The organism is Pseudomonas sp. MAFF 730105 (assembly GCF_055380705.1).
Genome location: NZ_AP018438.1, coordinates 4,901,319 through 4,921,709 on the forward strand (window position 1 = coordinate 4,901,319; position 20,391 = coordinate 4,921,709).

Annotated in this window: 17 protein-coding genes; 5 read left to right on the forward strand and 12 right to left on the reverse strand. The window is 59.9% G+C overall.

Annotated features, from left to right (window positions below; translation table 11 throughout):
* Positions 1-56 precede the first annotated feature (56 nt).
* The 6 genes from odhB to sdhC form a co-directional block, all read right to left on the reverse strand.
* A complete protein-coding gene (odhB, locus tag PCOSP_RS21280; protein WP_139649035.1) occupies positions 57-1,280 on the reverse strand; it encodes a 2-oxoglutarate dehydrogenase complex dihydrolipoyllysine-residue succinyltransferase in 1,224 nt (407 codons plus the stop codon).
* Between the two features lie 42 nt (positions 1,281-1,322).
* The gene (locus PCOSP_RS21285; protein ID WP_041024949.1) at positions 1,323-4,154 is read right to left on the reverse strand and encodes a 2-oxoglutarate dehydrogenase E1 component; all 2,832 of its coding nucleotides are present in this window, start codon (positions 4,152-4,154) and stop codon (positions 1,323-1,325) included.
* Between the two features lie 261 nt (positions 4,155-4,415).
* A complete protein-coding gene (locus PCOSP_RS21290) occupies positions 4,416-5,120 on the reverse strand; it encodes a succinate dehydrogenase iron-sulfur subunit (RefSeq protein ID WP_024780617.1) in 705 nt (234 codons plus the stop codon).
* Positions 5,121-5,131: 11 nt separating this feature from the next.
* Complete coding sequence (gene sdhA, locus PCOSP_RS21295) at positions 5,132-6,904, reverse strand: succinate dehydrogenase flavoprotein subunit (protein ID WP_024780618.1); 1,773 nt, start codon at positions 6,902-6,904, stop codon at positions 5,132-5,134.
* A gap of 3 nt (positions 6,905-6,907) precedes the next feature.
* A complete protein-coding gene (sdhD, locus tag PCOSP_RS21300) occupies positions 6,908-7,276 on the reverse strand; it encodes a succinate dehydrogenase, hydrophobic membrane anchor protein (RefSeq protein WP_090324185.1) in 369 nt (122 codons plus the stop codon).
* Complete coding sequence (gene sdhC / locus PCOSP_RS21305) at positions 7,270-7,656, reverse strand: succinate dehydrogenase, cytochrome b556 subunit (RefSeq protein WP_172679607.1); 387 nt, start codon at positions 7,654-7,656, stop codon at positions 7,270-7,272. The genes sdhD and sdhC overlap by 7 nt, the downstream gene beginning before the upstream one ends.
* 351 nt (positions 7,657-8,007) lie before the next feature.
* Between sdhC and gltA the strand changes: the two genes are divergently transcribed.
* Complete coding sequence (gene gltA, locus PCOSP_RS21310; RefSeq protein WP_041024952.1) at positions 8,008-9,297, forward strand: citrate synthase; 1,290 nt, start codon at positions 8,008-8,010, stop codon at positions 9,295-9,297.
* Between the two features lie 269 nt (positions 9,298-9,566).
* On the opposite strand, the gene PCOSP_RS21315 is transcribed toward gltA, so the two are convergent.
* The 3 genes from PCOSP_RS21315 to PCOSP_RS21325 form a co-directional block, all read right to left on the reverse strand.
* Complete coding sequence (locus tag PCOSP_RS21315; protein ID WP_139649033.1) at positions 9,567-11,225, reverse strand: cation acetate symporter; 1,659 nt, start codon at positions 11,223-11,225, stop codon at positions 9,567-9,569.
* On the reverse strand, positions 11,222-11,533 hold the full coding sequence (locus tag PCOSP_RS21320) for a DUF485 domain-containing protein (RefSeq protein WP_139649032.1): 312 nt from the start codon (positions 11,531-11,533) through the stop codon (positions 11,222-11,224). The genes PCOSP_RS21315 and PCOSP_RS21320 overlap by 4 nt, the downstream gene beginning before the upstream one ends.
* Positions 11,534-11,913: 380 nt before the next feature.
* Positions 11,914-12,768: a glycine betaine ABC transporter substrate-binding protein gene (locus PCOSP_RS21325; protein ID WP_041024955.1), complete on the reverse strand. Its 855-nt coding sequence runs from the start codon at positions 12,766-12,768 to the stop codon at positions 11,914-11,916.
* A gap of 373 nt (positions 12,769-13,141) precedes the next feature.
* On the opposite strand from PCOSP_RS21325, the gene PCOSP_RS21330 reads away from it, so the two are divergent.
* Both PCOSP_RS21330 and PCOSP_RS21335 read left to right on the forward strand, forming a co-directional pair.
* Entirely contained in the window at positions 13,142-14,440 is a 1,299-nt protein-coding gene (locus PCOSP_RS21330) for a serine/threonine protein kinase (RefSeq protein WP_464709475.1), read from the forward strand.
* Between the two features lie 25 nt (positions 14,441-14,465).
* On the forward strand, positions 14,466-15,206 hold the full coding sequence (locus PCOSP_RS21335; RefSeq protein ID WP_217510119.1) for an MlaA family lipoprotein: 741 nt from the start codon (positions 14,466-14,468) through the stop codon (positions 15,204-15,206).
* A gap of 132 nt (positions 15,207-15,338) precedes the next feature.
* Here the strand turns inward: PCOSP_RS21335 and PCOSP_RS21340 are convergent, their stop codons facing one another.
* Entirely contained in the window at positions 15,339-16,253 is a 915-nt protein-coding gene (locus PCOSP_RS21340; protein ID WP_464709477.1) for a DUF808 domain-containing protein, read from the reverse strand.
* 131 nt (positions 16,254-16,384) lie between these two features.
* Here PCOSP_RS21340 and PCOSP_RS21345 point away from each other — a divergent pair, with 131 nt between their 5' ends.
* Positions 16,385-16,999, forward strand: coding sequence for a TetR/AcrR family transcriptional regulator (locus PCOSP_RS21345; RefSeq protein ID WP_464709478.1), 615 nt, complete (start codon positions 16,385-16,387; stop codon positions 16,997-16,999).
* 109 nt (positions 17,000-17,108) lie between these two features.
* Here the strand turns inward: PCOSP_RS21345 and PCOSP_RS21350 are convergent, their stop codons facing one another.
* Together PCOSP_RS21350 and PCOSP_RS21355 are read right to left on the reverse strand one after the other, a co-directional pair.
* Complete coding sequence (locus tag PCOSP_RS21350; protein WP_139649022.1) at positions 17,109-17,567, reverse strand: REP-associated tyrosine transposase; 459 nt, start codon at positions 17,565-17,567, stop codon at positions 17,109-17,111.
* Positions 17,568-17,780: 213 nt separating this feature from the next.
* Positions 17,781-18,221 carry a GlcG/HbpS family heme-binding protein gene (locus PCOSP_RS21355; protein WP_464709479.1) on the reverse strand — a complete coding sequence of 147 codons (441 nt, stop codon included), beginning with the start codon at positions 18,219-18,221 and terminating at the stop codon, positions 17,781-17,783.
* A gap of 267 nt (positions 18,222-18,488) precedes the next feature.
* Here PCOSP_RS21355 and gcl point away from each other — a divergent pair, with 267 nt between their 5' ends.
* Positions 18,489-20,264 (forward strand): glyoxylate carboligase, encoded by a 1,776-nt coding sequence (gene gcl, locus PCOSP_RS21360; protein WP_139649018.1) that lies wholly within the window; start codon positions 18,489-18,491, stop codon positions 20,262-20,264.
* Positions 20,265-20,391 lie beyond the last annotated feature (127 nt).

Below are 20,391 nucleotides of genomic sequence, written 5' to 3' on the forward strand. Positions count from 1 at the left end.
ACGAAACCGGTTGTTTCAGCAAAGGGCCGATCGACAGACCGGCCCTCGCGGCGATATCAGATATCCAGCAGCAGACGAGCCGGATCTTCCAGCAGGTTCTTGATGGTCACCAGGAACGTCACAGCTTCTTTACCATCGATCAGGCGGTGATCGTAGGACAGGGCCAGGTACATCATCGGGCGAATCACAACCTGACCGTTGATCGCCATCGGACGCTGCAGAATGTTGTGCATGCCCAGGATCGCCGCTTGTGGCGGGTTGACGATCGGCGTCGACATCATCGAACCGAATGTACCACCGTTGGTGATGGTGAACGTACCGCCGGTCATCTCTTCGATGGACAGCTTGCCGTCACGGGCCTTCTTGCCGAAGGTGGCGATGCCGCCTTCGATTTCGGCCAGGCTCATCAGTTCGGCGTTACGCAGGACCGGAACCACCAGGCCACGGTCGCTGGAAACCGCAACACCGATGTCGGCATAGCCGTGGTAGACGATGTCGGAACCGTCGATCGACGCGTTGACGGCCGGGAAGCGTTTCAGCGCTTCGGTGGCAGCCTTGACGAAGAACGACATGAAGCCCAGGCGTACGCCATTGTGGGACTTCTCGAACAGGTCCTTGTACTTCGAACGCAGGGCCATGACTTCGGTCATGTCGACTTCGTTGAAGGTGGTCAGCATCGCCATGTTCGACTGGGCTTCGACCAGACGCTCGGCAACCTTGGCACGCAGGCGAGTCATCGGAACGCGTTTTTCAACGCGATCACCGGCAGCGAACACCGGAGCCGAAGCGGCCGGTGCGGCTGGCTTGGCAGGTGCGGCGGCTGGAGCGGCTTTCTTGGCGGCCACGGCGGCAACCACGTCTTCCTTGGTCACACGACCACCCTTGCCGGTGCCGGCAACGGAAGCGATGTTGATGCCGTTTTCTTCGGCGATCTTGCGGGCAGCCGGCGCAGCGACTGGATCGTCTTCGCCATCGGCAGCCGGAGCGGCGGCCTGGGCAGCGGCAGGTGCAGCAGCAGCGGCCGGAGCAGCAGCGGCAGCACCACCTTCAACGATCGAGCCCAGCACTTCGTCGGACAGAACAGTGTCGCCTTCGTTCTTGACGATCGCGCCCAGCACGCCGTCGGCGGTCGCCAGGACTTCCAGCACGACCTTGTCGGTCTCGATGTCGACGATCAGTTCGTCACGCTTGACGGCCTCGCCCGGTTTTTTGTGCCAGGTGGCAACGGTGCCATCGGCAACCGATTCCGGGAAAGTGGGGGCTTTGATCTCGATAGCCATTATCTGTGGTTCCTTAAATTCGGTTTCAGGTGCGCGAAGGCATTAAACGGTGAAGGCATCTTGCAGCAGTTGTTCCTGCTGCTCGGCGTGCATCGATGCGTAACCACAAGCAGGTGCAGCAGAAGCGTCACGACCGGCGTATTCCAGGCCCAGAGCCTTGTTATGGTTGCCGATGCTGCGACGCAGGTGATGCTGGCTGCTGTACCACGCGCCCTGGTTCATCGGTTCTTCCTGACACCACACCACGTCGGTGAGGTTGGTGTAAGGCGCGATGGCCTCCATCAGGTCTTCTTCCGGGAACGGGTAAAGCTGCTCGATACGCACGATGGCGATGTCTTCGCGGCCTTCGGCACGACGTTTTTCCAGCAGGTCGTAGTAGACCTTGCCGCTGCACAGGATCAGGCGAGTCACCTTGGCCGCGTCCAGTGTATCGATCTCGGAAATAACGGTCTGGAACGAGCCTTCGGCCAGGTCCTCGAGCGTGGAGATCGCCAGCTTGTGGCGCAGCAACGACTTCGGCGTCAGCACGATCAGCGGCTTGCGCAGCGGACGGATGACCTGACGACGCAGCAGGTGGTAGATCTGAGCCGGGGTCGTCGGTACGCAGACCTGGACGTTGTGCTCGGCGCACAGTTGCAGGTAACGCTCCAGACGTGCCGAGGAGTGCTCCGGCCCCTGCCCTTCATAACCGTGTGGCAACAGCATGGTCAGGCCGCACAGACGACCCCACTTGTGCTCGCCGCTGGTGATGAACTGGTCGACCACCACCTGGGCACCGTTGGCGAAGTCGCCGAACTGGGCTTCCCAGATCACCAGCGCATTCGGCTCGGTGGTGGAGTAGCCATATTCGAACGCCAGGACGGCTTCCTCGGACAGCAGCGAATCGTACAGGTCGAAACGTGGCTGGCCTTTGTACAGGTGTTGCAGCGGGATGTAGGTGCTGGCGTCTTTCTGGTTGTGCAGCGCCGCGTGGCGGTGCGAGAAAGTGCCGCGACCTACGTCCTGGCCGGTGATGCGGATCGGGTGACCTTCGAACGCCAGGGTCGCGTACGCCATGGTTTCGGCGTAACCCCAGTTGATCGGCAGGCCGCCGGCTTGCATCTTCTGACGGTCTTCGTAGATCTTCGCGACCTGGCGCTGGACCACGAAACCTTCCGGAATTTCCAGCAGCTTGGCGGACAGTTCCTGAAGGGTCTTGAGGTCGAAACGCGTGTCGTGACGAGCGGTCCAGGCGTGGCCCAGGTATGGACGCCAGTCCACGAACAGCTCTTTGTTCGGCTCTTTGACCAGGCTTTTTACAACGTGCAGGCCATTGTCCAGGGCGTTGCGATATTCATCGACTTTTTCCTGGACGCGCTCGGCATTCAGCACGCCGCTCTGGGTCAGACGCTCGGCATACAGCTCACGGGTAGTGCGCTGCTTGGCGATCTGCTGGTACATCAGAGGCTGGGTGCCGCTTGGCTCGTCGGCTTCGTTGTGGCCGCGACGACGGTAGCAGACCAGGTCGATCACCACGTCACGCTTGTACTGCATGCGGTAGTCGATGGCCAGCTGGGTCACGAACAGCACGGCTTCCGGATCATCGCCATTCACATGGAGGATCGGCGCCTGGATCATCTTCGCCACGTCGGTCGCGTACTCGGTGGAGCGCGAGTCCAACGGGTTGCTGATGGTGAAACCAACCTGGTTGTTGATGACGATGTGCACCGTACCGCCGGTCTTGAAACCGCGGGTCTGGGACATCTGGAAGGTTTCCATGACCACGCCCTGACCGGCGAATGCCGCGTCACCGTGGATGGAAATCGGCAGTACCTTCTCGCCGGTCGGGTCGTTGCGACGATCCTGACGGGCGCGAACCGAACCTTCGACCACCGGGGAAACGATTTCCAGGTGGGACGGGTTGAACGCCATGGCCAGGTGGACTTCGCCACCGGTGGTCATCACGTTGGACGAGAAGCCCTGGTGGTATTTAACGTCACCGGAACCCAGCTCGACCTTCTTCTTGCCTTCGAACTCGTCGAACAGCTCGCGCGGGTTCTTGCCGAAGGTATTGACCAGCACGTTGAGACGGCCACGGTGGGCCATGCCGATGACCACTTCCTTGGTGCCGTACGAACCGGAACGCTGGATCAGCTCGTCCAGCATCGGAATCAGGCTCTCGCCGCCTTCCAGGCCGAAACGCTTGGTGCCCGGGTATTTGGTGCCCAGGTACTTTTCCAGGCCTTCACCGGCAGTGACGCGCTCGAGCAGGTGGCTCTTGATGTCGGCGGAGTACGTCGGACGGCCACGAACGCTTTCCAGACGCTGCTGGAACCACTGGCGTTGCTCGGAATCGGTGATGTGCGTGAACTCAGCGCCAATGGTGCGGCAATATGTCTGCTGCAACGCTTCGTGAATTTCACGTAGGCTCGCTTCCTCTTTGCCGATGAACAGGTCGCCGGCACGGAAGGTCGTATCAAGATCGGCATTGGTCAAGCCGTAGTGAGTGATCGACAGGTCTGCAGGTGCAGGACGCTGCCACAGCCCCAGCGGGTCCAGCTGGGCTGCCTGGTGGCCTCGCATCCTGTAGGCCTGGATCAGTCGCAGTACTTCAACTTGCTTCTTCTCGTGTTCGCTGCTCACGCTGCCGGCAGAGACCGGTTGAGCGCGGCGCTGGTTCTTTGCCAGCAGCACGAAATGATCGCGAATCGTCGAGTGCGAAACATCGGTGGCAGAGTTACCGTCAGCTGGCAACTTCTGAAAATAGGTGCGCCATTCTTCTGGCACAGCGTTAGGGTCGTGCAGGTAGAGCTCGTAGAGCTCTTCCACATAGGCAGCGTTACCACCGGAGAGGTGGGCACTGTTCCACATGCGCTGCATCACGCTTTCTTGCATGCTTGGTCACCCTCGATTAGGGGAACACCATCGGCGAAAACACCGAGCAAACTTGCAGAAGTCCGAGTGCAGCGACTAAAACAAGCCACTTAGGATCACGCTGATAGTCCGGGTACCAGCCCGGATGCCCCTGCTTGTCTCATTTCTTCAAAATAAGAACCGCCGCTTTGTAAGCGGCTGTTCTGGTTATGCTACGACGCGGGTTGAAGCCCGCGCCTTAGCCTCTACGGGTACAGCGGTTCTACGGGTACAGCAGCTGAATCACACGCCGCTTTGCAGCAGCATGTTACGTACGTGACCGATGGCCTTAGTCGGGTTCAGGCCTTTCGGGCAGACGTTGACGCAGTTCATGATCCCGCGGCAGCGGAATACGCTGAACGGGTCATCCAGTGCGGCCAGACGCTCGGACGTCTTGGTGTCACGGCTGTCTGCCAGGAAGCGGTACGCTTGCAGCAGGGCGGCCGGGCCCAGGAACTTGTCCGGGTTCCACCAGAAGGATGGGCACGAGGTCGAGCAGCAAGCGCACAGGATGCACTCGTACAGACCGTCGAGCTTCTCACGCTCTTCCGGGGACTGCAGACGCTCGATGGCCGGAGCCGGCGTGTCGTTCTGCAGGAATGGCTTCACCTTCTCGTATTGCTTGTAGAAGATGCTCATATCGACGACCAGGTCACGAATAACCGGCAAACCTGGCAGCGGACGAACAATCAGCTTGTTGCCCTTTACAACGGCCGACAGTGGCGTGATGCAGGCCAGGCCGTTCTTGCCGTTGATGTTCATGCCATCGGAGCCGCAAACGCCCTCGCGGCAGGAACGACGATAGGAGAAACCTTCGTCCTGCTCTTTGATCAGGGCCAGCACGTCCAGCACCATCAGGTCTTTACCACCGGTATCGACCTGGAAATCCTGCATGAACGGCGCAGCGTCCTGATCAGGGTTGTAGCGATAAACACTGACTTGCAACATGGCGGTCACCCTTAATAAGTCCGGACTTTAGGTTCGAAAGTCGGAACAGTCTTCGGCGAGAAGTTCACGGCACGCTTGGCGACGCGTTTTTCACCCGGGAAGTACAGCGTGTGGCACAGCCAGTTTTCGTCGTCACGGTCTTCATAGTCTTCGCGGGCGTGGGCACCACGGGACTCTTTACGCACTTCTGCGGCGATGGCGGTAGCTTCGGCCACTTCCAGCAGGTTCTGCAGTTCCAGCGCTTCGATACGAGCGGTGTTGAACGCCTGTGACTTATCGTTGATCTTCACATTGGCAATTCGTTCACGCAGTTCTGCCAGCTGGGCAATACCCTTCTGCATGTATTCGCCGGTACGGAATACACCGAAGTAGTTCTGCATGCAGCTTTGCAGCTCGCGACGCAGGGTAGCCACGTCTTCGCCATCAGTACGGTTGTTCAGGGCGTTCAGGCGCGACAAGGCTGCATTGATGTCAGCTTCGGTAGCGTCGTCGTATTCGATGCCATCGCTCAGCGCCTTCTCCAGGTGCAGGCCAGCGGCACGACCGAAGACCACCAGGTCGAGCAGCGAGTTGCCGCCCAGACGGTTCGCACCGTGAACCGATACGCACGCCACTTCACCCACTGCGAACAGGCCAGGGATGATTTCGTCCACGCCTTCGGCGTTCTGGGTGATTGCCTGGCCATGGATGTTGGTGGGAACGCCGCCCATCATATAGTGGCAGGTTGGAACCACTGGAACCGGCGCAACGACCGGGTCGACGTGAGCGAAAGTCTTCGACAGTTCGCAGATGCCTGGCAGACGGCTGTGCAGCACTTCCTCGCCCAGGTGGTCGAGTTTGAGCATCACGTGGTCGCCATTCGGGCCACAGCCGTTACCGGCGATGATTTCCTTGACCATCGAACGCGCTACGACGTCACGACCGGCAAGGTCCTTGGCGTTCGGAGCATAACGCTCCATGAAACGCTCGCCGTGCTTGTTGATCAGGTAACCGCCTTCACCGCGGCAACCTTCGGTAACCAGTACACCGGCGCCGGCGATGCCGGTCGGGTGGAACTGCCACATTTCGATGTCTTGTACCGGCACGCCAGCACGCAGGGCCATGCCGACGCCGTCACCGGTGTTGATCAGGGCGTTGGTAGTGGAAGCATAGATACGACCTGCACCGCCGGTCGCCAGTACGGTGGCTTTCGAGCGGATGTAGGTGGTTTCGCCGGTTTCGATGCAGATCGCGATCACACCGACGAAGGCGCCGTCCTGGTTCTTCACCAGGTCTACGGCGTAGTACTCGTTCAGGAACGTGGTACCGGCTTTCAGGTTGCCCTGGTACAGGGTGTGCAGCAGCGCGTGACCGGTACGGTCGGATGCCGCGCAGGTGCGTGCAGCCTGGCCGCCCTTGCCGTAGTCCTTGGACTGGCCACCGAACGGACGCTGGTAGATACGGCCGGTTTCGGTACGGGAGAACGGCAGGCCCATGTGGTCCAGCTCGAACACTGCAGCCGGACCTTCCTGACACATGTATTCGATAGCGTCCTGGTCACCGATATAGTCGGAACCCTTGACGGTATCGTACATGTGCCAGCGCCAGTCGTCGTTCGGGTCGGCCGAAGCGATGGCGCAGGTGATGCCGCCCTGGGCGGAAACAGTGTGCGAACGGGTCGGGAAGACCTTGGTGATCACGGCAGTCTTGTGACCGCCCTGGGCCAGTTGCAGCGCTGCGCGCATGCCGGCACCGCCGCCACCAACAATGATGGCGTCGAAAGAAATCGTTGGAATGTTAGCCATGGATCAGATACCCCAGAGAATCTGCACGCCCCAGACGAAGTAAGCGAACATCGCAACGCCGCATACTGCCTGGAAGAGGAAACGTACGGCAGTCGCCGACTTGCCGAACGCCATCGGCGTCAGGTAGTCGGTAGCGATGGTCCACATGCCGACCCAGGCGTGAGCGCCCAGTGCGACAAGGGCCAACAGACTGAAGATACGCATCCAGTTGTTTGCGAACAGTTCATGCCATTGGGCATAGCCAAGGCCTGGGTGGGCGACGACATATCCGATCAGGAAAATGAAATAAGCCGCGAGAACGACCGCAGACACACGCTGCGCCATCCAGTCATAGAGGCCCGAACGCGAGAGGTTCGTGACGTTGGTTACCATATCCAGACTCCTGCCAGAACGATTACCACCACGGAAACGGCGATAACGATTTTCGAGCCCAGCTTGCCGCCTTCCAGCGTCTCACCGATGCCCATATCCATGATCAAGTGGCGCACACCGGCAACCAGGTGATACAGCAAGGCGGACAGGATGCCCCAAATCACTAGCTTGGCTAGCGGACTGGTCAGACACGCCTTCACCTGACCGAAGCCTTCTTCCGAGTCGAGCGACTTGTCCAATGCATAAAGCATGATGGCCAGGCTGACAAAGAGGATGACACCGGAAATACGGTGAAGAATGGACGTGTAAGCAGTGACTGGGAGTTTGATGGTCCTTAGGTCTAGGTTTACAGGTCGTTGGCTTTTCACGGCTTTTTTCACACTGAAGAGCCCCTAAGAATCAGGGCAAAGTTGTTGCGGCGCGCACTGGTCAGGTACTCACCACCCAGGGAGTGACGACCCCCAGCGAAGCTGGCCCAAAAGCCCCTGGCGGTCGGCTGCCGAGTATAGACAGTTAGGTTACTAATGACAACGCGTTCACCTTCCACTGATGGCGCATTGCACAACAGCGGCAAAAGGCGTAAACGGCAGGTAATTTCGAGGAAAAAGTCCGGTTAAAGCCTTCTGGAGCAAGACTTTAGGCAAATTGACATTCGGATTTATCTCACTATAGTGGTGCGGGCCCTGCGTGGGGGGTCTGTCTGATGATTCCAAGCATTAATAGGAGGCCACATGGCTGACAAAAAAGCGCAGTTGATCATCGAGGGCGCAGCCCCCGTCGAGCTGCCCATTTTAACCGGCACCGTTGGTCCCGATGTAATCGACGTTCGCGGCCTGACGGCCACGGGCCGCTTCACCTTCGACCCAGGGTTCATGTCGACCGCTTCGTGCGAGTCGAAAATCACCTACATCGACGGCGACAACGGCATCCTGCTGCACCGCGGCTACCCGATCGAGCAACTGGCTGAAAAATCGGACTACCTGGAAACCTGCTACCTGCTGCTCAACGGCGAGCTTCCGACCGCAGAACAAAAGGCCCAGTTCGTCAGCACCGTGAAAAACCACACCATGGTTCACGAGCAGCTGAAGTCCTTCTTCAACGGCTTCCGTCGCGATGCCCACCCGATGGCCGTCATGTGCGGCGTTGTCGGCGCCCTCTCGGCCTTCTACCACGACTCCCTGGACATCAATAACCCCCAGCATCGCGAAATCTCCGCGGTCCGCCTGGTGGCGAAGATGCCGACCCTGGCGGCGATGGTCTACAAGTACTCCATGGGTCAACCCATGATGTACCCGCGCAACGACCTGTCGTACGCGGAAAACTTCCTGCACATGATGTTCAACACCCCGTGCGAGATCAAACCGATCAGCCCGGTGCTCGCCAAAGCCATGGATCGGATCTTCATCCTCCATGCCGACCACGAGCAGAACGCCTCCACGTCCACCGTGCGTCTGGCCGGTTCGTCGGGTGCCAACCCGTTCGCCTGTATCGCCGCCGGTATCGCGGCACTCTGGGGCCCGGCCCACGGCGGTGCCAACGAAGCGGTACTGACCATGCTCGATGAAATCGGCGATGTCTCGAACATCGACAAGTTCATCGCCAAGGCCAAGGACAAGAACGATCCGTTCAAGCTGATGGGCTTCGGTCACCGGGTCTACAAGAACCGCGACCCACGCGCCACCGTCATGAAGCAGACCTGCGACGAAGTGCTCAAGGAACTGGGGATCAAGAACGATCCGCAACTCGAACTGGCCATGCGCCTGGAAGAGATCGCCCTGACCGATCCGTACTTCATCGAACGCTCGCTGTACCCGAACGTCGACTTCTACTCGGGGATCATCCTAAAGGCGATCGGCATTCCAACCAGCATGTTCACCGTGATCTTCGCCCTGGCGCGGACCGTCGGCTGGATCTCCCACTGGAAGGAAATGCTCTCCAGCCCGTACAAGATCGGCCGCCCGCGCCAGCTGTACACCGGCTACGAGTCGCGTGACATCACCAAGCTGGAAGATCGCAAGTAAGTCCTTGCCATAACAACCTCCAGCTTCACTGAACGGCCCCCGCTTCTTATATACAAGAGCGGGGGCCGTTTTGCTTGAGCCCCCCCTGTAGTGACCATTTTGACGCCATCGCGAGCAGGCTCGCTCCCACATTGGAATGCGGTCAGCTGTGGGAGCGAGCCTGCTCGCGATGGCGCCAGACCTGATTCCCCCTTCTTCCGGGCACAAAAAAATACCCCAGCCTCTCGACCGGGGTATTTCTTCAAACGCTACGCTTGCTACTTACCGCCTCAGTGATTAACCGCCCCACTCGCCCCCAGTCCAGTCTGCGAACGCACGAACTGCGGGAAGAACAGCGCCCGCTCGTTCTCGGCTTCAGCCGACTTGTCGGTGATGGAGAAGAACCAGATACCGACGAAGGCAATGGCCATCGAGAACAGCGCAGGGTACTCATACGGGTAGATCGGCTTCTCGTGCCCCATGATCTGTACCCAGATGGTTGGGCCGAGGATCATCAGGCCCACGGCGCTGACCAGGCCCAGCCAGCCGCCAATCATGGCGCCGCGGGTAGTCAGTTTCTTCCAGTACATCGAAAGCAGCAGCACCGGGAAGTTGCAGCTCGCCGCGATGGAGAACGCCAGGCCCACCATGAACGCGATGTTCTGCTTCTCGAACAGGATGCCCAGGCCGATCGCCAGCACCGCCAGGGCGATGGTGGTGATCTTCGAGACACGGATCTCATCCTTCTCGTTGGCCTTGCCTTTCTTGATCACACTGGCATACAGGTCATGGGACACCGCCGAGGCACCGGCCAGGGTCAGGCCTGCCACAACCGCCAGGATGGTGGCGAACGCCACGGCCGAGATGAAGCCCAGGAACACACTGCCACCTACAGCGTTGGCCAGGTGCACCGCCGCCATGTTGTTACCGCCCAGCAAGGCACCTGCCGCGTCCTTGAAGGCCGGGTTGGTGCTGACCAGCAGGATCGCGCCGAAGCCGATGATGAAGGTCAGGATGTAGAAGTAACCGATGAAACCAGTGGCGTACAGCACGCTCTTGCGCGCTTCCTTGGCGTCACTCACGGTGAAGAAGCGCATCAGGATGTGTGGCAGGCCAGCGGTACCGAACATCAGCGCCAGGCCCAGGGAGAAGGCCGAGACCGGATCCTTCACCAGACCACCAGGGCTCATGATCGCCTCGCCTTTAGGGTGAACCTTGACCGCCTCGGCAAACAGCATGTTGAAGTCGAAGTTGACGTGCTTCATGACCATCAGCGCCATGAACGAAGCACCGGACAGCAACAGCACTGCCTTGATGATCTGTACCCAGGTGGTCGCCAGCATGCCGCCGAACAGCACATAAAGGCACATCAGGATACCCACCAGCACCACCGCAACGTGGTAGTCCAGGCCGAACAGCAGCTGGATCAGCTTGCCGGCGCCGACCATCTGCGCGATCAGGTAGAACGCCACCACTACCAGCGAACCGCTGGCAGACAAGGTACGGATCTGCTTTTGCCCCAGGCGATAGGACGCCACGTCGGCAAAGGTGTACTTACCCAGGTTACGCAGGCGCTCGGCGATCAGGAACAGAATGATCGGCCAGCCCACCAGGAAGCCGATGGAGTAGATCAGGCCGTCGTAGCCGGAAGCGAACACCAGCGCGGAGATCCCCAGGAAGGACGCCGCCGACATGTAGTCACCGGCAATGGCCAGGCCGTTCTGGAAACCGGTGATCCGCCCACCCGCCGCATAGTAGTCGCTGGCCGACTTGCTCCGCTTGGACGCCCAGTAGGTGATGCACAGGGTCAAGCCGACAAACGCCACGAACATGATAATGGCGGAGACGTTGAGGGGCTGTTTCTCCACGGCCCCGGTCAGGGCCTCAGCCGCCCAGGCACCCGGGGCGAACGCTGCGATGCTCAATAGAGCCAGTAGACGCCGGATCATTGTTGAGCCTCCTTGAGAATCGCATTGTTCAGCTCATCGAACTCGCCGTTGGCGCGTCGCACGTAGATAGCGGTCAGGACGAACGCCGAGACAATCAGGCCGACACCGATGGGAATACCCCAGGTGATCGTCGACTCGGGCGTGATCTTGGCCCCGAGAACGTGCGGCCCGTAGGCGATCAGAAGAATGAATCCGGAGTACAGCCCTAGCATGATCGCCGAAAGAATCCAGGCGAACCTTTCTCTTTTTCTCACCAGCTCCTTGAAGCGCGGGCTGTTTTGAATCGAGAGGTAAATGCTGTCGTTCATTGTTTTTATCCTCGCAGCACAATTTAAGATGGAACGACTCTACTCTATGCGGCTCAAGGCGAGGTTCCAGACGACCTTAGTATTAGAACGACATGACGGTTTTGCCAATTTTCAGCAAAAACTATCGCCACCGCACCCTGTGGGAGCGAGCCTCTGTACTTCAGGCTTGGCCCCTTCCTGGATAGCCAGGAGCGAGCCTCTGTGGGAGCAAGGCTTGCCCGCGACGGTATCGCTCCGACATCAAGATCAACCGAGGCGCCTGCATCGCGGGCAAGCCTTGCTCCCACAGGTATGTGTGCAGGATTCGAGCATTGCGTATCGCAAAAAAAACCGCATGACACGACGCCATGCGGTTTCTGGGGATTGTTAGATCAGGCAGATTACTTGCCAGTCCACTCCTTCACGCGGTCCGGGTGCTTGGCGACCCAGTCCTTGGCAGCGGCTTCAGGTTTGGCGCCTTCCTGGATAGCCAGCATGACTTCGCCGATTTCGTCTTTCGACGACCATTGGAATTTCTTCAGGAATTCAGCCACTTCCGGCGCCTTGGTCGCCAGTTCCTTGCTGCCGATGCTGTTCACGGTTTCAGCTGCGCCATAGACGCCTTTCGGGTCTTCCAGGAAGCGCAGTTTCCACTTGGCGAACATCCAGTGCGGAACCCAACCGGTGACGGCAATGGATTCGTTCTTTTTCTCGGCACGGGTCAGCTCGGCAATCATGCCGGCGCCGGAACTGGCCTTGAGTTGATAGCCGGTCAGGTCGTAGTCCTTGATCGCCTGTTCGGTCTTGAGCATCACGCCCGAACCGGCGTCAATGCCAACAATGCGGTTCTTGAAGCTTTCATCGGTCTTCAGATCAGCCACGGACTGAGCCTTGACGTACTCGGGCACGATCAGGCCAATCTTCGCATCTTTGAAGTTGGGGCCGTAATCGACCACCTGATCCTTGTTCTTCGCCCAGTAATCGCCGTGAGTCACCGGCAACCAGGCCGAGAGCATGGCATCGAGCTTGCCGGTGGCCACGCCCTGCCACATGATCCCGGTCGCCACCGCTTGCAGTTTCACGTCATAGCCGAGCTTCTGCTGGATGACTTCCGCCGCTACGTGAGTCGTCGCGACGCTGTCGGACCAGCCGTCAACGTAGCCGATGCTCAGGGTTTTGGTTTCGGCGCTGGCCAGTGTGGAGCTGATCGCCAGTACCAGTGCGGCACCTGCGCCCATGAGTCGTCGCATCTTCATCGTGTACTTCCCCGAAAGTGCTGCGCCCGACGAATGCCGAGCGACGTCAACGTGTTGTTATGGTGCTCAGCGCCCCCATCACGCTCGCCTGCCAAGCCAGTTCGAACATCAGTGGAGTACTGATGCAACGATCATCAACCTGCGACGATCTGGAACCTGATCTGTTAGCGACATCGAAACAGCGAGGAGCGACATCAGAACGCCATCCACGACAAGTGTAGGCAACTAGCCACCAACCACCCACACCGTGTATCGTCCCGTTGCTGCCGACCCCCGACTCAAACCTGTTTCGTGCCGATCATGGCACTTGGTTTCGCTTCAGTGGTCATAGCCTGCGAACCTCATTCGGCACCATCCTCTAAGGGATCCAGTCATGCTCCGTTCCTTGCGCTTCGCTGCCCTCATCGGCGGCCTTATCCTGAGTGCGTCCGCACTGGCGGTGGACATCGACGCCGCCAGTTATGGCTACCCCTTGACCAACCCGTTCGAGGCGACCATTGCGACCACTCCGCCTGACCTGCGCCCCGATCTGCCCTTGATCGAGGACATCAACCAGGCGGACTACAGCGTCACCCTGCGCCCGGAGCGCGAGTTCATCCTGCCGGACAACTTCTGGCCGGTGAAAAGCCTCACCTACCGCATGGCCACCCAGGACAAATCGGCCCCGCTGATCTTCCTGATCGCCGGTACCGGCGCCCGGTACGACAGCACGCTCAACGAATACCTCAAGCGCCTCTACTATAAGGCCGGCTATCACGTGGTGCAGTTGTCGTCGCCCACCAGTTTCGACTTCATGAGCTCCGCTTCGCGCTTCGCCACCCCGGGCATCACCAAGGAAGATGCCGAAGACATGTACCGGGTCATGCAAGCCGTGCGTGCGCAGCACCCCAAGGTGCCGGTGACCGAGTACTACCTCACCGGCTACAGCCTAGGCGCGCTGGACGCAGCCTTCGTCGCGCACCTGGACGAAACCCGGCGCAGCTTCAACTTCAAGAAAGTGCTGTTGCTGAACCCGCCGGTGAACCTCTATACCTCGGTCACCAACCTGGACAAACTGGTCCAGACCAAGGTCAAGGGCATCAACAGCACCACGACTTTCTATGAAGTGGTGCTGAACAAACTGACCCGCTACTTCCAGCAAAAAGGCTACATCGACCTCAACGATGCCCTCCTTTATGACTTCCAGCAGTCCAAGCAACACTTGAGCAACGAACAGATGGCGATGCTGATCGGCACGTCGTTCCGTTTCTCGGCGGCCGATATCGCCTTCACTTCGGACCTGATCAACCGTCGCGGCCTGATTACCCCGCCCAAGTTCCCGATCACCGAAAGCACCAGCCTGACGCCGTTTCTCAAGCGTGCGCTGCAATGCGATTTCGACTGCTACCTCACCGAACAAGTGATCCCGATGTGGCGCGCGCGGACCGACGGCGGCAGCCTGCTGCAACTGGTCGACCAGGTCAGCCTCTATGCCCTGAAGGATTATCTGCATGAAAGCTCGAAGATCGCCGTGATGCACAACGCCGACGACGTCATCCTCGGCCCCGGCGACCTGGGCTTCCTGCGCAAGACCTTTGGCGACCGCCTGACGGTGTATCCACTGGGCGGCCACTGCGGCAACCTCAATTACCGCGTCAACAGCGACGCCATGCTGGAGTTCTTCCGTGGCTAAATACCTCCTGCTTATCGCTGCGTTAATGGGTGCGGGCGTGGTTCACGCCGATGACAAGCCCACGGTGGATGCCGACGGCTTCAAGGAACCGCTGAGCAAACTCAAGTTCAATCCGGGCCTGGACCAGCGCGAATTCGAGCGCTCGACCCTCAACGCGCTGAACGTCTATGACCCGCTCGAGTCCTGGAACCGTCGCGTCTATCACTTCAACTACCGTTTCGACCAATGGGTATTCCTCCCCGTGGTCGATGGCTACCGCTACGTCACCCCGAGTTTCGTGCGCACCGGGGTCAGCAACTTCTTCAATAACCTGGGGGACGTGCCGAACCTGATGAACAGCCTGCTGCAATTCAAGGGCAAGCGTTCGATGGAGACCACGGCGCGGCTGTTGCTCAACACCACGATCGGCGTTGCCGGCCTGTGGGATCCCGCCACCTCCATGGGCCTGCCGCGCCAGAGCGAAGATTTCGGCCAGACCCTGGGCTTCTACGGCGTGCCCGCCGGCGCCTACTTCGTACTGCCGATCTTCGGCCCTTCCAACCTGCGGGATACTTCGGGGTTGCTGGTGGACTACACCGCCGAGTCAGCGATCAACTTCCTGAACGTCTCGGAAGTCAGCGCCAACCACCCGGAACTGCTGCTCCTGCGCGGCGTGGACAAGCGCTACCAGACCACCTTCCGCTATGGCCAACTGAACTCGCCGTTCGAGTATGAAAAGGTGCGCTACGTGTACACGGAATCGCGCAAGTTGCAGATTGCCGAGTAACAGTCGGCCAAGTGAGATCCCCTGTGGGAGCGAGCCTGCTCGCGATGAGGGCCTGACATTCAACATTTATGTTGCCTGACAGAGCGCTATCGCGAGCAGGCTCGCTCCCACAGTGGTTCCGGGTTGTCAGGTTCAGCCTTTCAGCGCTTTCCAGGTCTTGCCCACCACCATCACCCCCGCCAGCACCACCGCCCCCGCGACGATCCCCGCCACCGCATTGAGCAACATCGGCACGATGAACCCGGCCCCGCCGGCACTCGCCGCCGCGGCTTCGATCCAGTGGTGCACCACCGGCACGCCATGGGTGAGGATACCGCCGCCCACCAGGAACATCGCCGCCGTGCCGATCACCGACAGGCTTTTCATCATGTACGGCGCGGCGCGCAGGATGGCGTCACCGATGCTTCTGGCAACCTGCCCCGGCTTCTGCGTCAGCCACAGCCCCAGGTCATCGAGCTTGACGATCCCGGCCACCAAGCCGTAGACGCCGACGGTCATGACAACAGCAATGCCCGACAGCACAATCACCTGCTGGGTCAGTGGTGCATCGGCGACGGTGCCGAGGGTGATGGCGATGATCTCCGCCGACAGAATGAAATCAGTACGCACCGCGCCCTTGATCTTGTCCTTCTCAAACGCCACCAGGTCCACCGCCGGATCGGCCACGGCCTCGACCAACTGCGTGTGCTCGGCCTGGTCCTCGGCCGGGCTGTGGAGGAACTTGTGGGCGAGTTTTTCGAACCCCTCGAAACACAGGTAGGCGCCACCCACCATCAACAGCGGCGTCACCAGCCACGGCACGAAGGCACTGATAGCCAGGGCCGACGGCACCAGGATCAGCTTGTTGATGAATGAGCCCTTCGCCACGGCCCAAACCACCGGCAGCTCTCGCTCGGCCCGCACGCCGGCCACTTGCTGGGCATTGAGCGCCAGATCGTCGCCAAGCACGCCGGCGGTTTTCTTCGCGGCCATCTTGGTCATCAGCGCAACATCGTCGAGCACGGTGGCGATGTCGTCGATCAATACCAGCAAACTGCTTCCAGCCATGGAGGGGCTCCTTGAATGATAATGCCGCGCAGCATACCGCGAGCCGCCGTGCCACGGGGCATTCTTGAGCGTCGCGCGAGGCCGGTGCTACCATGCGCCACCGCCAGAACAGGCAAGGAACCCCTGGGTTTATGAGCACTATCCGCGAGCGCAACAAAGAACTCATCCTGCGTGCCGCCAGCGAGGAATTTGCCGACAAGGGCTTCGCGGCGACCAAGACCAGCGACATCGCGGCCAAGGCGGGCCTGCCCAAACCCAACGTCTACTACTATTTCAAATCCAAGGAAAACCTCTACCGCGAGGTATTGGAAAGCATCATCGAGCCGATCCTCCAGGCCTCGACCCCGTTCAACGCCGACGGTGTGCCCGGCGAAGTGCTGAGCCATTACATCCGCTCCAAGATCCGCATTTCCCGCGACCTGCCCTTCGCCTCGAAAGTCTTCGCCAGCGAGATCATGCACGGCGCCCCCCACCTGAGCCCCGACCTGGTGGAACAGCTCAATGCCCAGGCCCGGCACAACATCGACTGTATCCAGACCTGGATCGACCGCGGCCAGATCGCCCCCATCGACCCCAACCACCTGATGTTCAGCATCTGGGCCGCCACCCAGACCTATGCCGACTTCGACTGGCAGATCACTGCCATCACCGGCAAGACGAAGCTGGATGAAGCCGATTATGAAGCGGCGGCGCAGACGATTATCCGGTTGGTGTTGAAGGGGTGTGAGTTGGATCGCCAGGCTTAGCATCGAGTCGCCTTTATCGCGAGCAGGCTCGCTCCCACAGGGTCTGGCTGTATGACTGCTTTCCTTGTGGGAGCGAGCCTGCTCGCGATGGAGGCGACTCAATTCCAAATCAGACCCAGATCGCATCCCACAGTGGATAATCGCCAAACCGCTTGACCAATCCGGCCCGCAAAGGGTTGGCCACGACATACCGCGCGAGCTTGACCAAGTCATCTTCCCGCCGCAGTGCCCGGTCATGAAAACCTGGCTGCCAAAGGCAGAGTTTACGATCAAGACGCAGGTTCACTGACTTGGTACTCAATGATTTTGTTCGTTGCATCAAGCCACCTAACGACCCCTTGCGTAATTCGATCAACCAATGGAAGTGATCCGGCATGACGACCCATGCCAATGAGTTGGCGAGGCCCAGATCCTCAGCTTTCCGAAACTGCTCGACAACCAATCTCCCCAGACCAAAATCGCTGAAGATCGGCATTCGGTCGGAGGTGTTGGTGGTTAATAGGTAGATCCGGCTGGACTCAGTACAGCGGCCAATGCGTAGTCGGCGCGAAGCAGGTAGATCAGGCATTCCATGCCCCTTTGTTATCGAACTCCGGACAAGGCTAGACCTTCAAATACCTGAGTGTGGGGCCAGACCATAGCAGGATGTGTCTGCAAAATTGTCATCGCGAGCAGGCTCGCTCCCACAGGGGATTTGCGGTGTTCACACATTTTGTATCCACCCATCGAAAGCTGTGGGAGCGAGCCTGCTCGCGATAGCGATAGGTCAGTCAATACAGAATCAAGCAATCACCCCCGCATCCGCCCACAACCCCATTGCCTCCACAGCCCTGACAGCCACCTGCTCATCGACATCCGATAGATCGCCGCTGATCCCAACCGCACCCAATACCTGCCCTGCCTGATCCTTGATCAATACCCCACCCGGAACCGGCACGATGCTGCCCTGCCCCAGGCTGTTCAATGCAGCGATGAAGGCGGGGCGCTGTTGGGCGTCCTGGGCCAGCAGGCGTGAGCCTTTGCCCAGGGCAATGGCGCCCCAGGCCTTGCCGATGGCGATCTGCGGACGGAGCAGGCTGGCGCCGTCTTCGCGCTGCAGGGCAATCAGGTGCCCGCCGCTGTCGAGGACCGCGACGGTCAAGGGTGCTGCGTTGATTTCACGACCCGCGACAAGGGCTTGCCCCGCCAGGTTGACGGCGACGTTCAAGGTTAGAGCGCTCATGGATGCTGTCCTTCTTTTGTTGTTGGAAAGCCTTCTGGGTTTCACCTTCGGCAAAACCCCACACAACAAATAGAACACAATGATACATATTTTTGTATACAATAATTTCCGTAAATCGCCATACGCGACCAAAGCCCCCATGGTTATCGGCCTTCCGACGAATGAAACAGGCACTTGAGGAAAAGGATTGACCTGCACCATTCGCCGTGAATAAACTCGCCGAAAAGCCACTTGTATACAATTACAAAACGTAAGAGGCACAAAACCATGAGCAAAATGAGAGCAATCGAAGCCGCCGTTCTGGTGATGCGCCGTGAAGGCGTGGACACCGCCTTCGGTATTCCGGGTGCGGCGATCAACCCGCTGTATTCCGCCCTACAGAAAGTGGGTGGCATCGATCATGTCCTCGCGCGCCACGTTGAAGGCGCCTCGCACATGGCTGAGGGTTACACCCGCACCAAGGCTGGCAACATCGGCGTCTGCATCGGCACATCGGGCCCGGCCGGCACCGACATGGTCACCGGGCTCTACAGCGCCTCGGCCGACTCGATCCCAATCCTGTGCATCACCGGGCAGGCTCCCCGCGCCCGCCTGCACAAGGAAGACTTCCAAGCGGTGGACATCACCAGCATCGTCAAACCGGTGACCAAGTGGGCCACCACCGTCCTGGAACCGGGCCAGGTGCCCTACGCGTTTCAGAAGGCGTTCTTTGAGATGCGCTCCGGCCGCCCCGGCCCGGTATTGATTGACCTGCCCTTCGACGTACAGATGGCGGAAATCGAGTTCGACATCGACACCTACCAGCCGCTGCCGCTGGCCAAGCCTGCGGCCAACCGTGCGCAGGTCGAGAAAGCCCTGGCGATGCTCGATCAGGCCGAACGCCCTTTGCTCGTGGCCGGTGGCGGTATCATCAACGCCGATGCCAGCGAGCTGCTGGTGGAATTCGCCGAGCTGACCGGTATCCCGGTGATCCCCACGCTGATGGGCTGGGGCACAATTGCGGATGACCACCCGCTGATGGTCGGCATGGTCGGCCTGCAGACATCCCACCGCTACGGCAACGCGACGCTGCTCAAGTCGGACCTGGTGCTGGGTGTCGGCAACCGCTGGGCCAACCGCCACACCGGTTCGGTGGATGTCTACACCGAAGGTCGTCGGTTCATTCACGTGGACATCGAACCGACCCAGATCGGCCGCGTGTTCACCCCGGACCTGGGCATTGTCTCCGACGCCGCTTCGGCACTGACGGTGTTCATCGAAGTCGCTCGTGAATGGCAGGCCGCCGGCAAACTGAAGAACCGCAGCGCCTGGCTGCAGGACTGCCAGCAGCGCAAGGCCAGCCTGCAACGCAAGACGCATTTCGACAACGTGCCGGTCAAGCCCCAGCGCGTGTACGAAGAAATGAACCAGGTGTTCGGCAAGGACACTTGCTACGTCAGCACCATCGGCCTGTCGCAGATCGCCGGGGCGCAGTTCCTGCACGTCTACAAGCCACGCCACTGGATCAACTGCGGCCAGGCCGGTCCGTTGGGCTGGACCATTCCGGCCGCGCTGGGGGTGGTCAAGGCTGATCCGAGCCGCAAGGTCGTGGCCTTGTCGGGGGACTACGACTTCCAGTTCATGATCGAAGAACTGGCCGTGGGTGCGCAGTTCAAACTGCCGTACATCCACGTCGTGGTGAACAACTCCTACCTGGGCCTGATTCGCCAGGCACAACGCGGGTTCGACATGGACTACTGCGTACAGCTGTCCTTCGACAACCTCAACGCGCCGGAACTCAACGGCTATGGGGTGGACCACGTCGCCGTCGCCGAGGGCCTGGGTTGCAAAGCGCTGCGGGTGTTCGAACCGTCCGCCATCCAGCCGGCGTTGCGCAAGGCCCAGGAAATGATCGAGGAGTTCCGGGTGCCGGTGATCGTCGAGGTCATCCTGGAGCGGGTGACCAATATCTCCATGGGCACCGAGATCAACGCCGTCAACGAATTCGAAGACCTGGCACTGGTGGGCAACGACGCGCCGACGGCCATTTCGTTGCTCGATTGACCCTGTGGGAGCGGGCTCGTGTGGGAGCAAGGCTTGCCCGCGATGTAGGCGCCTCGGTTCATCTTGATACCGAGGCGATGTTATCGCGGGCAAGCCTTGCTCCCACAGAGGCCCATTCTCACAACGG

Bases quoted from the DNA above. Each gene is read 5' to 3' on its own strand.
- PCOSP_RS21290 (WP_024780617.1), bottom strand. From the start codon at position 5,120: ATGTTGCAAGTCAGTGTTTATCGCTACAACCCTGATCAGGACGCTGCG.
- PCOSP_RS21325 (WP_041024955.1), bottom strand. From the start codon at position 12,768: ATGAAGATGCGACGACTCATGGGCGCAGGTGCCGCACTGGTACTGGCG.
- gltA (WP_041024952.1), top strand. From the start codon at position 8,008: ATGGCTGACAAAAAAGCGCAGTTGATCATCGAGGGCGCAGCCCCCGTC.
- PCOSP_RS21320 (WP_139649032.1), bottom strand. From the start codon at position 11,533: ATGAACGACAGCATTTACCTCTCGATTCAAAACAGCCCGCGCTTCAAG.
- PCOSP_RS21335 (WP_217510119.1), top strand. From the start codon at position 14,466: ATGGGTGCGGGCGTGGTTCACGCCGATGACAAGCCCACGGTGGATGCC.
- PCOSP_RS21350 (WP_139649022.1), bottom strand. From the start codon at position 17,567: ATGCCTGATCTACCTGCTTCGCGCCGACTACGCATTGGCCGCTGTACT.
- PCOSP_RS21340 (WP_464709477.1), bottom strand. From the start codon at position 16,253: ATGGCTGGAAGCAGTTTGCTGGTATTGATCGACGACATCGCCACCGTG.
- gcl (WP_139649018.1), top strand. From the start codon at position 18,489: ATGAGCAAAATGAGAGCAATCGAAGCCGCCGTTCTGGTGATGCGCCGT.
- sdhD (WP_090324185.1), bottom strand. From the start codon at position 7,276: ATGGTAACCAACGTCACGAACCTCTCGCGTTCGGGCCTCTATGACTGG.
- odhB (WP_139649035.1), bottom strand. From the start codon at position 1,280: ATGGCTATCGAGATCAAAGCCCCCACTTTCCCGGAATCGGTTGCCGAT.
- PCOSP_RS21330 (WP_464709475.1), top strand. From the start codon at position 13,142: ATGCTCCGTTCCTTGCGCTTCGCTGCCCTCATCGGCGGCCTTATCCTG.
- PCOSP_RS21355 (WP_464709479.1), bottom strand. From the start codon at position 18,221: ATGAGCGCTCTAACCTTGAACGTCGCCGTCAACCTGGCGGGGCAAGCC.
- PCOSP_RS21315 (WP_139649033.1), bottom strand. From the start codon at position 11,225: ATGATCCGGCGTCTACTGGCTCTATTGAGCATCGCAGCGTTCGCCCCG.
- sdhA (WP_024780618.1), bottom strand. From the start codon at position 6,904: ATGGCTAACATTCCAACGATTTCTTTCGACGCCATCATTGTTGGTGGC.
- PCOSP_RS21285 (WP_041024949.1), bottom strand. From the start codon at position 4,154: ATGCAAGAAAGCGTGATGCAGCGCATGTGGAACAGTGCCCACCTCTCC.
- PCOSP_RS21345 (WP_464709478.1), top strand. From the start codon at position 16,385: ATGAGCACTATCCGCGAGCGCAACAAAGAACTCATCCTGCGTGCCGCC.